Raw genomic sequence first — 14,115 nt, forward strand, 5'->3', positions numbered from 1 at the left:
ATCATGCACTTCCGCACGCGCACCGCCGCCGTCGCCACCGTGGTCGCCCTGGCAGCGGGGACGGTGGCCGCCGCCGCGCCCGCGCCCGCCGCCGCCCCGGACCGCAACGGGGCCCGCACCGTCCGCGACGTGGTCACCGACCAGGACGGCAGCCGGCACGTCCGCTACGACCGCACCTACGCCGGACTCCCGGTGCTGGGCGGCGACCTGATCGAGCACCTGGCGCCGGGCGGCGCCCCGCGCGGCACCGACCGCGCGGCCGACGGCCCGGTCGCGGTCGCCTCCACCACGCCGAAGGTCTCCGGCGAGCGTGCCGGCGCCCAGGCCGTCCAGGAGCTCTCCCGCGCCGCCGGCGCCGACGGCAAGTCCGTCCAACGGGCCCAGGCCAAGCCGCAGTTGGTGATCGACGCACTGCACGGGGCGCCCCGCCTCGCCTGGCAGACCACCGCCACCGGCCAGGACTCGCTGGGCAACCCGGTCTCCCGGACCGTCCTGCTGGACGCCCGCACCGGCGCGCAGATCGACGCCTGGGACGCGATCGAGACCGCCTCCGGCGACGGCCAGTCCCTCTACGGCGGCACCGTCCCGCTGGAGACCACCGTCTCCGGCTCGACCAACCAGCTCAAGGACCCGACCCGGGGCAACACCTACACCGGCGACGCGGCCAACAAGACCGACCTCTGCTTCGGCTCCATCTGTTTCAGCCGGGCGCCCGCGACGCTGTTCACCGACGCGGACAACCACTGGGGCAACGGCACCACCACCGACCGGGCCTCGGCCGCGGTGGACGCCCAGTACGGCACCAACGTGACCTGGGACTACTACAAGAACGTCCACAGCCGCAACGGCATCGCCGGCGACGGCAAGGGCGCCTACAACCGGGTGCACTACGGCAGCAACTACAACAACGCCTTCTGGGACGACAGCTGCTTCTGCATGACCTACGGCGACGGGGACGGCAACGTCTTCGGCCCGCTGGTCGCGCTGGACGTCGCCGGGCACGAGATGTCCCACGGCGTCACCTCGCGCACCGCCAAGCTGGTCTACTCCGGCGAGTCGGGCGGCCTCAACGAGGCCACCTCCGACATCATGGGCACGCTGGTGGAGTTCTACGCCGCCAACCCCAACGACCCGGGTGACTACCTGATCGGCGAGGAGATCGTGAAGCCCGGCTTCGGCAAGGCCGCGCTGCGCTTCATGGACAAGCCCTCCAAGGACACCAAGTCGGCCGACTGCTGGAGCTCCTCGGTCGGCAACCTGGACGTGCACTACTCCTCGGGCGTGGCCAACCACTTCGCCTTCCTGCTCGCCGAGGGCAGCGGCGCGCGCGTGGTCAACGGCGTCTCCTACGACAGCCCGACCTGCAACGGCTCGACCGTCAACGGCATCGGCCGGGACAAGCTCGGCAAGGTCTGGTACCGGGCCCTGAGCACCTACATGACCTCCAGCACCAACTACGCGGGCGCCCGCACCGCCACCCTCAAGGCCGCCACCGACCTCTACGGGGCCGGCAGCACCGAGTACGCGGCCGTGGCCGCCGCCTGGTCGGCGGTCGCGGTCAACTGACCCTGCCTCGGCACCCGATCGGCCCGGACCGGCTCACGGTCCGGGCCGAAGTGCTCGGTGAGGCGGTCCAGCAGACGCTGGAAGTTGGCGGTGTCCTGCTCGTTCAAGGTATCGGTCCGCAATCCTGAGGGTTCGTTCGTTCGACCCTGCGATGCTCTCCCGAACGGCTCAACAGCCGATAAACGACACGCCGTTCGAACCGGAACCGATCGAACCCGTGCGCCGGGTCGTCAGAACCGTCCGAGCACCCGGTCGACCGCGATCTCGATCGCCACCCGGGCCGGGTTCTCCCGCGGCGCCCGGTAGCGGGCGGTGTAGCGGGCCACCGCCTCCGCCACCGCCCCGGGCTCGTCCCGCACCACGGCCCGGCCCTCCAGCGTGCACCAGCGCGCGCCGTCCACCTGGCAGACCGCCACCCGCAGGCCCTCGGGCCCGGCGGCCAGCACGTTGCGCACCTTGCGGCTGGAACCGCTGCTGATCACCCGGGCCGTGCGGGTCGCCGGGTCGTAGGTGACGCCCACCGGTGCGACGTGCGGGGTGCCGTCGGGGCGCAGCGTGGTGAAGGTGGCCAGGTGCCGCTCGGTCCAGAAGGAGAGGAAGGAGTCGCCGAGCGCGTCGAGATCGTGAGACATGCTCCGCATGCTACGGGGCCGGACGCGGCAAGGCCGTGACACCCCTGTGGCAGCTCCGTGGCAGCTCAGAGCTGCTTCCCGGGCCCGCGGCGCGGTAGCGTCAGCTCCGTCGCCCGCGTGGTGCGGGCGGCACGGGCGCCGTGCGGCGCCACGGGGAGCCGGGCGCGGGAGCGCCACGGGGAGGAGACACGGTGCGGGAGTTCGCGGTCGAGGGGTTCGCGGCCTGGCCGCCGCAGGGCGGGGCGAAGCGGCGCGGCAAGGACCTGCGGGCGAAGACGCCCCGCGAGGCGCACGCCTGGTTCGAGCCGCCGGTGGACCGGCCCTCGGTGGTGGAGTCGGTGGAGTCGGCCAACGCCGGCCGGCTGGAGTCGCTGGTGCCGATCCGGGTCGGCCGGATGGCCGCCTCGCCGTTCGCCTTCCTGCGCGGCTCCGCCGGGCTGATGGCGGCCGACCTGGTCACCACCCCGACCAGCGGTCTGACCGCCCAGCTGTGCGGCGACGCGCACGCGGCCAACTTCGGCCTGTACGGCGACGCCAGGGGCCGGTTGGTGATGGACATCAACGACTTCGACGAGACGGTGCCCGGCCCCTGGGAGTGGGACCTCAAGCGGCTGGCCGCCAGCCTGGTGCTGGCGGGCCGTCAGGCCGGCGCGGACGAGGACGCGTGCCGCCGGGCCGCCTTCGACGCCGCCGGCTCCTACCGGCGCACCATGCGCCTGCTGGCGGGGCTGCCGGCCATAGACGCCTGGAACGCGGTGGCCGACGAGCACCTGGTGACCTTCGCCGAGGCGCAGGACCTGCGGGTGATCATCGAGGGGGTGGCGGAGAAGGCGCTGCGCAACACCAGCGCGCGCTTCGCCTCGAAGTCCACCGTCCAGGAGCCGGACGGGCGTTCGCGCTTCGTCCCGGCGCCGCCGGTGCTCCGGGCGGTCCAGGACTCCACCGCCGAGGCGGTGGCCGCCTCGCTCACCGCCTACCGCGAGAGCGTCCCGGTGGAGCTGCACCCCCTGCTGTCCCGCTACAGCGTGCAGGACGTGGCCTTCCGGGTGGTGGGCACCGGCAGCGTCGGCACCCGCTCCTACGTGGTGCTGCTGCTGGACCAGCGCTCGGAGCCGCTGGTGCTCCAGGTGAAGGAGGCCCGCCCCTCCGTGCTGCTGCCCCAACTCGCCCGCGCCGGCTACCCGGTGAGCACGCCCGTGGCGCACGAGGGCCAGCGGGTGGTGCTCGGCCAGAAGCGCATGCAGGTGGTCACCGACGTGCTGATCGGCTGGACCACGGTGGACGGACTCCCGTACCAGGTGCGGCAGTTCCGCAACCGCAAGGGCAGCGTGGACCCGGCGGCGCTGCAGCCCGCCCAGCTGGACGACTACGGCCGGCTGACCGGCGCGCTGCTGGCCCGGGCGCACGCGCACACCCTGGACGCCGCGGTGGCCTCGGGCTACTGCGGCAAGAGCGAGGCGCTGGACGAGGCGGTGGCCGCCTTCGCGGTGGCGTACGCCGACCGGACCGAGGCCGACCACCAGGAGCTGGTGGCCGCCGTCCGCTCCGGCCGTCTCCCGGCCGAGTCCGGAGTCTGACGACCCGTCCCCTCTCCTCTCCTCCCCTGCTGCTCACCGCCGGGGCGCATCCGTTCGAGGGTGCGCCCCGGTTGCTCGGGCGGCGGCTCGAACGGTGGCTTGAACCCGGCGCGCGCTTGGCCGGTTCGCCCCCTACCTGACAAGGTCTGCGGGGCCTACGGTCAGTGGTGGCCCGGACCCGCTCCGTATCAGGGAGTACACCCCCCATGACCACTGCCCCCCTCATCCCGCTGCACTGCCTGCGCCAGCTCGAACCGGGGCCGCCGCGCCAGGCCGCCCTGCCGACCGGCACCCCCGTCTGGCTCTGCACCCGGCACGCGGACGTCCGCCAGGCACTCACCGACCCCCGTCTCGGCCGCGCCACCCTCTACGCCGAGGACGCCCCGCCGGTCACCCTGACGCCGAACATCCTCGACGTGCCCGACACCCTGATCAACCTGGACGGCCCCGAGCACCAGCGGCTGCGCCGCACCGTGCAGCGCGCCTTCACGCCCCGGGCGATCGAGCGCTGGCGGCCCTGGGTCTCCTCCGTCATCGAGGAGCTGCTCGACGAACTCGCCGCCCAGGAAGGGCCGGTGGACGTCATCGGCGCCTTCACCCGCCCGCTGCCGGTCGCGGTGATCAGCCGGCTGATGGGCCTGGACGGCCTGGACATGAGCCGCCTCGGGCACTGGAGCGACCACGCGCTCTCCACCTCCGCCTACACGGCCGAGGAGATCGGTACCGCCATGGGCGAATTCGCGGGCTTCTGCCACCAGTTGGTGGTCGACCGGCGCAAGAACCCGGGCGAGGACCTGGTCAGCAGCCTGGTGCAGGCCGCCGACGAGACCGAGGGCGTCACCGACGAGCAGGTCATCATGCTGGTGCTCGGCCTGGTGGTGGCCGGCCACGAGACCACCATGACCACGCTGGGCAACGCGCTGGTCTACCTGCTCGGCGAGGACCGTGCCGCCTGGGCCCGGATCGCCGAGAGCAAGGAGGCCGCGGGCGCGGCGGCCGAGCAGGTGCTGCGCACCATCCCGCTGGGCGACCGGGAGGCCTTCCCCGGGCTGCTCCGCCGGGCCACCGAGGAGCTGGAGATCGGCGGCGTGACCATCCCGGCCGGGGCCATCGTGGCCGCCGACACCGGCGCGGCCAACAACGACCCCGAGGTCTACTCCCCCGTCCCCGAAGGCGGGTTGCGCGACCTCTTCGCCCCCCTCGGCACCCCGAGCCTCACCTTCGGTGCCGGCCCGCACCACTGCCTCGGCGCCTGGCTGGCCCGGATGGAGCTGGAGGACGGCCTCAACCGCCTCGCCGCCCGCTTCCCCGAGCTCTCGCTGGCCGTCCCCGCCGAGTCCATCGACTGGCGCACCGGCCTGCTCACCCGCAGCCCCAACACCCTCCCGGTCACCTGGTGACCGCCGCCCCCGGCCCGCTCGAGACCCGGGTGGACCGCACCCGCTGCGTCGGCACCGGCGCCTGCGCCGCCACCGCCCCCGACGACCTCACCCTCACCCCCGACGGCCGCGCCCACCCCCTGCGCACCACCCCCAGCGACCTCGACCTCCTCACCGAGGCCGCCGAACTCTGCCCCGTCGAGGCCCTCACCATCCACCGCACCGACACCGGCGAACAGATCGCCCCGTCCTACTGAGCACCGGGGCCGCCCGTCCCGCCCGGCGGCGCGGGCGGCCCCGCCCTGGAGAGCACCATGCCGTTCGAAGACGCCGTCCGCGCCCGGCTGCTGGCCCCCAACTTCTGGTACGTCGGCACCGTCAACGCCGACGGATCGCCCCAGGTGAGCCCGATGTGGGTGGACCTGGAGGGTGATGCCGAGCTCGTGTTCAACTCCTCGGTGGGCCGCGTCAAGGAGGAGAACCTCCGCCGCGACCCGCGCGTCTACCTCTCCCACGCGGACCCTGCCGACCCGTACGACCGGGTGCAGATCAGCGGGGTGGTGAGCCGCTTCGTCGAGGGCCCCGAGGCCGTCGAGCGGATGGACCGCCTCGCCCGCAAGTACCTCGGCACCGAGCGCTACGAGTGGCTGGTCCCCGGCGAACACCGGGTGGCCGTCGTCGTCCGCCCCGTGAAGGTCCGTCACATCGTCGGGGTGGAACCCTTCCGCGCCCGGCCCTAGCCGCAGCGGCCCGGCGCGGTCAGTGGTCGGCGCAGAGGGGCTCGGTCGGGACCCGCGCCGGAAGGCTGGCGCGTTCTTCGTCGGTGAACTGGCGGTTCCCGATGATCCTGCACAGGTCTCGTTGCCACAGCGCCGGGTCGAGCCGGAGCGAGCCGACGTGCCCCTTCGGGCCGATGTAGATCACGGTGCCGGCGTCCCTCGAGAGGGCCGGGAAGCTGTAGTAGGGACGGAGGAAGGAGTCGGACCTGGGGCCGAACTCATAGGACTCCTCGGGTACTTGCTTGCCCACCCGGTAGATCCGTATGGAGTTGTTGGACGCGACCATGAAACGGCCCTCGTCGTCGATGAACCGCGTGATGGTCGCGTTCCTCGGATACCCCTCGGTGATGCTGCGCAGCGGTCCGAGCTCCCTACGGAGGGGGTGGCGCTGCCACAGCTCGACGATCGCCCCCCGGCGCAGCAACCCCAAGTAGCGGCCACTGGGTTCGAACTGCACGCCGAGGACGTCGTCGGTGGTCTTCACGGTCTCGGTGACCGTACCGGTGGTGATGTCGACGATGCGGACCTCGGGATCGCCCCAGACGACCAGGGTCACCTTCTTCTCGTCGTAGAGGCCGATCCCGATGTCCGGCGTCCCTTCAGGGCCTCCGCCGGGTAGCAGGCTCTTCACGTCGAGGCGCACGAGTTCCCGGCCGGTCCGTGGGTCCCACTGCTGCACCAGCGTCCCCGAGATCGTGGTCACCTTCGTGCCGACGAAGTGGTAGCTGAAGTCCCACTTTTCCGACGGATCGACACCCCAGACCAGGGTCGTCAGCTTGTCCTGGGCCCGGGCGGGAGGTTCGGCCGCCGTGATGACGGACACCTGGCCGAGGGTCGAGGCATCGCGGACCACGATCACGTTCCGCCCCTCCCTGGTGGCGAGCAGGGCCCCGGTCCGGTCGAACTTCATCAGGTCGGTCTGCTCCGACGGCTCCCAGTAGGGCTCGCGGCGCTTGGCCTCGGCGAGCAGGACGCTGTTGTCCCCGATCGCGGGTCGCAGCTGTATCGCGGATCCGTCGGCGAGGATGCTGACGGTCCGCATCCCGTCGTTGGTGAGCGCCTGTTGGCCGACGTTGAGCACGCCGCCGTCCGACAGGTCGGCGAAGGTGATGTAGGAGTCCTCATCGGTGACGTGGAACAGTCGTCCGTTCGCGGAGACCAGCCGGACCCAGGAGAAGCTCCGCCCCATGGGAGTCCGTGAGATTTCCTTGCCCTGGAGGAGGTCCACCATGATGAGGTCGTTGCCGTGCACGATCCCGGCGGTGGTGCCGGTCTCGGTGACGACCCCGCTGGAGCAGGGAGCGGTCCCGTCGTCCTGGTCACTGCGGGACTCTCCGACCTGCCCGCCGTCGGAGACCCGGACGAGGTGGAGCACGGCTTGCGCGGGCTGGGGCCGGTGGCAGACCACGGCCGCGGTCCGGTCACCGGAGAGCGTGATCGCGTCCATCCCGCTGATGACCGTCCGTGCCGTGCCATTCGTCGGGTCCCAGGCGAGCAGGGACTGGTTGTTCCTGGTCCCCTGCCCGTTGCGGACCTCCAGCAGGCTCCGGTTGTCCGGGCCGATCTGGATGCTGTAGGACTCCTGCTCGCGGTCCGCGGGTGCGGGGGTCGAGCGGTCGATGGCGTCGCGGTCCAGGTCCCACCAAATCAGCTCGTCCTTGACCCTGCTGACGATCACCCGGCCGTCGAGCGACATCGAGGGGCGGACGTAGTGGTTCGCCTTGGTGGACATCCCCGGTACCGACGGCAGCCTGTGCAGGGCGCCCATCGGCCGGCTCGCGTCCTGGTCGACGGGGAACCAGGCGGCCTTCCCGTCCTCCTGGACGTAGCCGGCCCGTTTCCCGTCGGCCGAGACCAGCGGATAGAACACCTGGCCGACGGAGGGGACTTGGGTGATGCGGACGTCTCCGGTGAGCGCGTGGACGAAGAGTGTCGCCCTGCCGAGCCGCGAGACGGCCAGCACCACGTTCCCGTCACGGCTGGTCTGGAAGTCCTGGACGGTTCCCAGCAGTCCGGAGAGCATGCGCTGCTTCTCGGAGTGCGCCAGATAGGTCCGCAGCAGCTGGCTGCGGGCCTCCTGGGTCGGCGCGGTCCGGTACGCCGCGAGGGCCAGCATCACCGAACGGGCAGGATCGAGGGACGTGTCGTCCTGGGACGCCTGGGTGAGGGCACGCGAGGTGGCGAGCGCGTCGCGCTCCTCGCTCTGTCGGCGCGCGTAGGCGAACAGCGTGGCGAAGGTGACCACCGCAACCACGACGCAGGCAATCGCCGACCGCAGCACACGCGCGCGACGACGCCGGGAGCGCCGGTGCGCCGACCCAGTGGCCAGGTAGGAGCGTTCGGCCGGAGTCAGGTCACCCTCGTGCTCGGCCAGCCACGCCCCGGCCGTCTCCAGGGCCGCGGTGGTCGGCAACAACTCCGGCGATCGCCCGCCGTGTTCCCAACGGTCCATGTCGTGGCGCAGCGTCTCGCGCCACTCCAGGAAGGACCGGTCCTCCGCCGCCCATGCGGCCAACCGCTCCCAGCCGGTGATCAGGGCCTCGTGTGCGAGCTCGACCGTCTCGGCGCCTTCGACGTCGAGGCTCGTCACCAACAGTCGCGTGCCCGCGAGGCGTTGGGCGATCCGCCACTCCCGCTCCCCCAGGTCGCCGCGCAGGGCCGGGCGGCGGGTCACGGCCGGAGAGCCGAGCGGCACCCGGACGAGCTGGGTGAACAGCCTCCGCGCGGCGGCGAGATCCTCCTCCGGAACGTGGGCGTCCCAGGCCTTCCCCGCGTACTCGCTCAGCGCGCCGGTGACTCCGCCGAGGTCCCGGTACGCCTGGTGGCTCAGCAGACCGCCGCGCTGGCGCTGCCAGAGCAGGTCCAGGGTGAACCCCAGCAGCGGAAGGGTGCCCGGCTCGGCTCCGGCGTCCGCGAGGATCCGGTCGACCAGGGCGGGTTCGTACCGCACACCGGGAACGGCGTCGACCGGAGTGGTCACCACCTCCCGCAGGCGCGCGGCACTCAGCGGTCCGAGTGCCTGGACCCGACGGCTGAGGGCCGGCCCGAGAACGGGATGGGCGAGTGCGGCCTCCAGGAAGTCCGCCCGAAGGGTCGTCAGGACCCGGACCGTGGGCGGGAGGGCATCGGTGAAGAGGACGGTGGCCAGCTCGTCCGCCGCCCGCGGCGCCAGCGCGAGCAGTTCCTCGAACTGGTCGACCACGACCACCAGCCGGTGGCGGCCCTGCACGTCCAGCAGCCGGGGGACCAGGTCGGGCAGGCCCCCCTGTCGCAGGACGGTCGTCAACTCGGCCAGCCGCAGCAGGCGTTGCGTCTCCGACAGTTCGGGCTCGAGCAGCGGCAGCAGCGCCGCCGCCAGGACCGCCAGCGGACTGCTCCCGGCCGTCGGACGGACCACCACGGCCGCCGCGCCCTCCGCCCGGAGGCGCGGCACGACCCCGGCCAGCGCGAGGGAGGACTTGCCGGCTCCGGAGCCGCCCACCAGGGTCACCCACTGGTCGCGGTCCAGGGCCCGCGCCAGCTCGTCGCTCTCCTCCTGTCGGCCGTGGAAGAGTGCGGCGTCGGCCTCCTGGAACGCCGTCAGGCTGCGGAACGGCGACGGCGGCAGTGCCAGCTCGCGCAGGCCGGGCGACGAGGCCAGGAGCCGGGAGGCGGGGATCAGGTAGCTGGCCGACGGCTTCCCCGGTTCGGCGACCGCCATCATCCCGACGACTCCGCCGAGGTGTTCGTCCCACACCGGAGTCCCGCTGAAGCCCCGGGAGACGGGATACCCCTCGCCCGTCAGGTCGACCTGCACGAGCCCCTGGCTCTGCCCGGCCCGCAGGACTCCCGCGTGCCACACCCCACCGGGGCGCCCGGCCGGGAAGCCGAAGGCCCGCACGGGGTGGCCCCACACCGTGTCGTCCTCGACCAGCCGCACGGGGGCGGCCCCGGGCAGTGCGGCGTCCAGCCGCAGGACGGCCACGTCGCCCCCGCCCGACTCCAGCGGCGGCAGCCATGCTTCGACGCTCGCGGTCGCGGCCGGGCGGTCCGGTCCCGGGGCGGCCGACAACGGCAGGTCGACGTGCAGCCCTGCGCCGGGCGCCGGCTCCTGGTCGTCCGGCGTACCGAGCACCGCCGACACCACGTGCGCGCACGTCAGGGCCAGGTGCGGGGAGACCAGGAATCCCAGGCCCACCGCCTCTCCCCGCAGGTCCCGGATCCGCAGCACCGCCGCGTTCAGGGCGTGCGGTCCGGGCGCCCCGACGGGCAGCTCTCCGTGGAACGCCATGGTCTCCCCCTCGGAATCGCCCCGCCACGCCGTCGCCTGTTCCGCGCACGGCCCGTACAAGACTTCCCCGGTACGAACCATCCAGTCACCGGAGGGGGGTTGTGGCACGGCGGATCGATCGGGCACCTGACGGGGCGCCATCAGGGCCGGACGCCGCCGAAGCCACTTCCGAAGCCGCCTACGGAGCCGCCCGCCGGGCCCGCCGCTCCGACCAGCTCCGCCAGTGCCCGCGGGGCGCCGGCCTGGCCGCGGATGCCCGGGAAGGCGTTGACGTCCACGATGACCGGTTCGCCGGCCACCTCGAGGACGTCGACGCCGTACACCGTCAGGCCGAAGGCATCGCCGCAGCGCAGCGCCAACTCCGGGTAGCGCGGCCGGTGGTCGACGGACCGCCGGTCCCCGTCGGCGAGTTCGGAGCGGCGCAGTTCGCCGAAGACCTGCTCGCCGACCACCCAGAGCTTGTGGTCCCAGCCGTCCCCGGGCAGGAACGGCTGGTACACCAACGGCTCCCCCGGCCAACGGGCCGTCAGTTCCGCCAGCTCCGCCGCGTCCCGGACCCCGGCGACCAGGTCGTCCTTCCGGCTGTGGCGGCTCTTCACCACCGCCGGGAAGCCCTGGGGCCCGGCCGAGGTCGCCACGAACGGCAGCCCGGCCGCCAGGACGGTGGCCGCCATCCACGCGCGGTCCTGGCAGTTCCCGGTCGCCCCGGGGGAGTTCACCACCACGGCGCCGCGCAGCTCCAGCGCCCGGGCCAGCCCGAGCGCCGCCGGGGTACGGGCCTTGAGCAGGTAGACGTCGGCCGGGTCGGCCGGGTCCGGCTCGCCCCACTCCACCCGGTGCCCGGCCGCACCGAGCTCCCGCGCCGCACCGACCAGCAGCGGATGGCCCGGGTCGCGGCAGATCACCCCGACCCTCACCAGACCGCCCCCGCCACCGGGACCACCGACCGCGGTGCGGGCACGGAGGAGCCGCGCCGGGCCAGGTTGAGCACCGCCCGCGCCACCCGCGGCACCGCGTCCGGCACCTGACGGAAGCTCGGGAAGTCGTTGACGTCCACCACCACCGGCCCGTCGGGCCCGAAGACCACGTCCACGCCGAACAGGTCCAGCCCGTAGAGCTCGCCGATCCGGTGCACGATGTCGGCGACCTCGCGGCCCAGCGGCACCGCCCGCTCCGTCCGCTCCCCCGCCACCAGCGGGGAGGTCCGCTCGGTGGCGAAGAGCTCGCCGTCCGCGCTGTAGACCTTGAGGTCGATCCCGGAGTTGCGCACCCAGGGCTGCGCGATCAGCATCCCCTCTCCCGCGAACTCCGCCTCCAGCGAGGCGAGTTGGTCGATCGAGTCGACCCGGCGGACGGCCCGGCCCCGGCTGCCCTCGGCGGGCTTCACCACCAGCGGGTAGTAGTCCCCGGGGATACCGGCCAGGTCGGACGGCCGGGCCGCCGCCCAGGTGGGCGGCACCGGAAGGCCCTGCCCGGCGGCCCGGATGGCGGCCGACACCTTGTCCCGCACCACCCGGATCGCGCGGGCGTCGTTCACCGTGGTCAGGCCGGCCGCCGAGGCCGCCTCCAGCAGGCCGAGCCCCGGCCCGCCGGAGACCGTCTTCAGCACCCACACGTCGTGGCTGCCCGCCCGCACCAGCCCGTCCAGGGCCAGCAGCGAGCCGCTGGGCCGCAGCACGTCCACCCGGTGCCCCCAGTCCGCGAGCTGCCGGACCACGTCCCGGGGGATGCCGTCGTTCCGGTACAGCTCCTCCACCAGGAAGCAGATCCTCATCCGCCTTCGCCCCCTACCCGCCAGCCGTCTCGTCGTCAGAGACCGCCCAGCTTGCCATGAATCGGGCACCACAAGATCATTCGCCCCGTAAGGAATCGGCCACAGACCTGCCACAGTCCGACGGCCGATGTCACGGCTTCGTCCCGAGCCCGCCGCGGAACGGGCAGGTCAGGGACGGCTGTCCGCCTCTCCCATTACCCTTTCTTGGGAAAAGGCCCACCCGGGCACCGGCCCGCCGGCCGGGGCGAGGGGAGGGCCGTTGAGGAGGGGCAGTGCGCGACACCGTAACCCCGGACCACGTCAGGCCCGAGGAGGCCCGGCCGGCCGGGCACCGAGTACCGACGCAGCACCGGGGAGGCTGCGGGCACACCGCGGCCCGCCCCACCCTGCGCCCGCGCGACCTGCACGACCTGCGCGCCCTGCCCGTCCCCGGCACCCTGGCCTACCCCGCGGGTGACCTGCTGGTGGTCTCCGGCCTGCCCGGAAGCGGCAAGTCCACGCTGATGGGCCGCTGTTCCACGGCCCCCGTGATCGACTCCCAGCACAGCCGCGAGCACTGGGCCGCCCGGCTCCCCGCCGCCCTCCCCTACGCGCTCTACCGTCCCCTGGTCCGGGCCCACCACTACCTCCGGCTGCGGCGTGCCCTGCTGGCGGGCGGCCCGCTGGTGGTGCACGACTGCGGCACCCTCCCCTGGGTCCGCGCCTGGCTCTCCCGCACCGCGGCCGCCCAGGGCCGCAGGCTGCACCTGCTGGTGCTCGACTCCACCCCCCAGCAGGCCCGGCAGGGCCAGCTCGCCCGGGGCCGCCGGGTCTCCGCCTACGCCTTCACCCGCCACCGCCGGGCCACCGGCCGCCTGCACGCCGCGCTCTCCGGCGGCCCGCTGCCCGGCTGCGCCAGCACCGTCGTCCTCTCCCGCCCGGGCGCGCTCGACCTGGAGCGGATCACCTTCACCGGCTGAAACGGCACCCGTTCCGGCTCACCGTCCGTCAACTCCGCGCCCGTACTGTCCCGACTGCACCGGTGGGCGGGGTGCGGCAGGACGAGGTGCGGCAGGACGGGTGAGCCCGGCGGCGGGTCGCCGGTGGGGCGCGGCGCCGCTGGCTAGGGTGCGGTCATGACGGACACTGCCATGAGTGACACCGCGCGCGAGGCACGTCTGCGCCGGCTCGCCGAGCGCCTCGGCGCGGAGCACCGGACACCGGTCGAGCCGCTGTACGACCCGGAGCGGCGCAGTTGGACGCTCCGCTGGTACGACGGCCCCTCGATGGCCGAGGTCCGCGCCGCGCTGCGGCACGAGGGCGCCGACCACCAGCAGGTGCTGCTCCGACGGGACCTGACGCCGCGCGCGGTGGTGCTTGCCGCGATCCGGGAGACCAGGTCCGGCTCGCTGCGCCGCTGGGTGGGCAGCTGGGGCCAGCGCTACCACCTGGAGCAGATGATCGGTGACCGCCCCTACCCGGAGCGCACCACCGGCCCCCGCGAGGAGGCCATGCTCGACCGCCTCCTCACCGCCGCCACCACCGGCGCGACCGGCACCGGCCGCTGGGCCGTCCCCGACGAGCACCGCGCCTTCGAACTCATCGCCCGCGACGGCGTCGCCTGGCTGCTCCCCTCCCACGAGCCCGCCCGCCCCGGCGAGACCGACGGCCTGGGCCTGGACCCGCTGGAGTACCTCACCTCGCGCTACGCCACCGGCGAGCACCGCACCGCCTGGGAGACCACCCTCGCCCCCATGCCGCTGCGCGCCGCCGTCACCGCCGTGCACACCGACCGCTCCCCCTCCCCCGAGGCGGCCACGGCCGCCCTCGCCCTGCTGCCCACGCTGCGCGCCGAGCTCACCGCCCACCTCGACCACGCCGAGGCCGCCCTCCGCCGCGCCGCCGCCCCCGACCGCTGAGCCCGACCGCCGCCACCGGCTGCTGAACCCGACCTCACACTTCCCGTCCCAACTCCACCATCACTCTTGACTGTTCGTTGACCACCCCGCTGGGATGGGCCCGTGAGCGAGAAGCGGAACCTCCGACTCGGCGGCCTGTCCGGCTGCCTGGCCCTCCTCGTGCTGTCGGCCGGCCTGGTCGCCCTCCTGGTCTGGGCCCTCGGCAGCACCAGCGGCACCATGCACTGACCCTTCCCGGCC

Annotated in this window: 13 protein-coding genes; 8 read left to right on the forward strand and 5 right to left on the reverse strand. The window is 73.6% G+C overall.

Annotated features, from left to right (window positions below; all coding sequences use genetic code 11):
- Positions 1–3 precede the first annotated feature (3 nt).
- Entirely contained in the window at positions 4–1,566 is a 1,563-nt protein-coding gene (locus ABD946_RS03410) for a M4 family metallopeptidase (RefSeq protein WP_345279905.1), read from the forward strand.
- On the opposite strand, the gene ABD946_RS03415 is transcribed toward ABD946_RS03410, so the two are convergent.
- Positions 1,500–1,673: a hypothetical protein gene (locus ABD946_RS03415; RefSeq protein WP_345279907.1), complete on the reverse strand. Its 174-nt coding sequence runs from the start codon at positions 1,671–1,673 to the stop codon at positions 1,500–1,502. The genes ABD946_RS03410 and ABD946_RS03415 overlap by 67 nt on opposite strands.
- A 123-nt stretch (positions 1,674–1,796) precedes the next feature.
- Positions 1,797–2,198: a pyridoxamine 5'-phosphate oxidase family protein gene (locus tag ABD946_RS03420; protein WP_345279909.1), complete on the reverse strand. Its 402-nt coding sequence runs from the start codon at positions 2,196–2,198 to the stop codon at positions 1,797–1,799.
- A gap of 140 nt (positions 2,199–2,338) precedes the next feature.
- On the opposite strand from ABD946_RS03420, the gene ABD946_RS03425 reads away from it, so the two are divergent.
- From ABD946_RS03425 to ABD946_RS03440, 4 genes are all read left to right on the forward strand, one after another.
- Positions 2,339–3,775 carry a DUF2252 domain-containing protein gene (locus tag ABD946_RS03425; protein WP_380150022.1) on the forward strand — a complete coding sequence of 479 codons (1,437 nt, stop codon included), beginning with the start codon at positions 2,339–2,341 and terminating at the stop codon, positions 3,773–3,775.
- Positions 3,776–3,981: 206 nt separating this feature from the next.
- Complete coding sequence (locus tag ABD946_RS03430) at positions 3,982–5,175, forward strand: cytochrome P450 (RefSeq protein WP_345279913.1); 1,194 nt, start codon at positions 3,982–3,984, stop codon at positions 5,173–5,175.
- Positions 5,172–5,411, forward strand: coding sequence for a ferredoxin (locus ABD946_RS03435; RefSeq protein WP_345279915.1), 240 nt, complete (start codon positions 5,172–5,174; stop codon positions 5,409–5,411). The genes ABD946_RS03430 and ABD946_RS03435 overlap by 4 nt, the downstream gene beginning before the upstream one ends.
- 57 nt (positions 5,412–5,468) lie before the next feature.
- Entirely contained in the window at positions 5,469–5,894 is a 426-nt protein-coding gene (locus ABD946_RS03440; RefSeq protein WP_345279917.1) for a TIGR03618 family F420-dependent PPOX class oxidoreductase, read from the forward strand.
- Between the two features lie 19 nt (positions 5,895–5,913).
- Here the strand turns inward: ABD946_RS03440 and ABD946_RS03445 are convergent, their stop codons facing one another.
- The 3 genes from ABD946_RS03445 to ABD946_RS03455 form a co-directional block, all read right to left on the reverse strand.
- Entirely contained in the window at positions 5,914–10,203 is a 4,290-nt protein-coding gene (locus ABD946_RS03445; RefSeq protein WP_345279919.1) for an nSTAND1 domain-containing NTPase, read from the reverse strand.
- Positions 10,204–10,343: 140 nt separating this feature from the next.
- The gene (locus ABD946_RS03450; protein ID WP_345279921.1) at positions 10,344–11,120 is read right to left on the reverse strand and encodes an ATP-grasp domain-containing protein; all 777 of its coding nucleotides are present in this window, start codon (positions 11,118–11,120) and stop codon (positions 10,344–10,346) included.
- Entirely contained in the window at positions 11,117–11,977 is an 861-nt protein-coding gene (locus ABD946_RS03455) for an ATP-grasp domain-containing protein (RefSeq protein ID WP_345279922.1), read from the reverse strand. Before ABD946_RS03455 ends, ABD946_RS03450 begins: the two co-directional genes overlap by 4 nt.
- 272 nt (positions 11,978–12,249) lie before the next feature.
- Here ABD946_RS03455 and ABD946_RS03460 point away from each other — a divergent pair, with 272 nt between their 5' ends.
- From ABD946_RS03460 to ABD946_RS03470, 3 genes are all read left to right on the forward strand, one after another.
- On the forward strand, positions 12,250–12,936 hold the full coding sequence (locus tag ABD946_RS03460; RefSeq protein ID WP_380150023.1) for an AAA family ATPase: 687 nt from the start codon (positions 12,250–12,252) through the stop codon (positions 12,934–12,936).
- A 171-nt stretch (positions 12,937–13,107) separates the two neighbouring features.
- Positions 13,108–13,875 carry a hypothetical protein gene (locus ABD946_RS03465; RefSeq protein WP_345279923.1) on the forward strand — a complete coding sequence of 256 codons (768 nt, stop codon included), beginning with the start codon at positions 13,108–13,110 and terminating at the stop codon, positions 13,873–13,875.
- A 102-nt stretch (positions 13,876–13,977) separates the two neighbouring features.
- A complete protein-coding gene (locus ABD946_RS03470) occupies positions 13,978–14,103 on the forward strand; it encodes a hypothetical protein (RefSeq protein WP_345279925.1) in 126 nt (41 codons plus the stop codon).
- Positions 14,104–14,115: the final 12 nt, after the last annotated feature.

The sequence above is a fragment of the Kitasatospora albolonga genome (genome assembly GCF_039535905.1).
Lineage (GTDB): Bacteria > Actinomycetota > Actinomycetes > Streptomycetales > Streptomycetaceae > Kitasatospora > Kitasatospora albolonga.

What these genes read in the sequence shown, in the direction of transcription:
- ABD946_RS03410 (WP_345279905.1), top strand. Translation starts at nt 4, where the DNA reads ATGCACTTCCGCACGCGCACCGCCGCCGTCGCCACCGTGGTCGCCCTG.
- ABD946_RS03420 (WP_345279909.1), bottom strand. Translation starts at nt 2,198, where the DNA reads ATGTCTCACGATCTCGACGCGCTCGGCGACTCCTTCCTCTCCTTCTGG.
- ABD946_RS03430 (WP_345279913.1), top strand. Translation starts at nt 3,982, where the DNA reads ATGACCACTGCCCCCCTCATCCCGCTGCACTGCCTGCGCCAGCTCGAA.
- ABD946_RS03440 (WP_345279917.1), top strand. Translation starts at nt 5,469, where the DNA reads ATGCCGTTCGAAGACGCCGTCCGCGCCCGGCTGCTGGCCCCCAACTTC.
- ABD946_RS03445 (WP_345279919.1), bottom strand. Translation starts at nt 10,203, where the DNA reads ATGGCGTTCCACGGAGAGCTGCCCGTCGGGGCGCCCGGACCGCACGCC.
- ABD946_RS03455 (WP_345279922.1), bottom strand. Translation starts at nt 11,977, where the DNA reads ATGAGGATCTGCTTCCTGGTGGAGGAGCTGTACCGGAACGACGGCATC.
- ABD946_RS03465 (WP_345279923.1), top strand. Translation starts at nt 13,108, where the DNA reads ATGAGTGACACCGCGCGCGAGGCACGTCTGCGCCGGCTCGCCGAGCGC.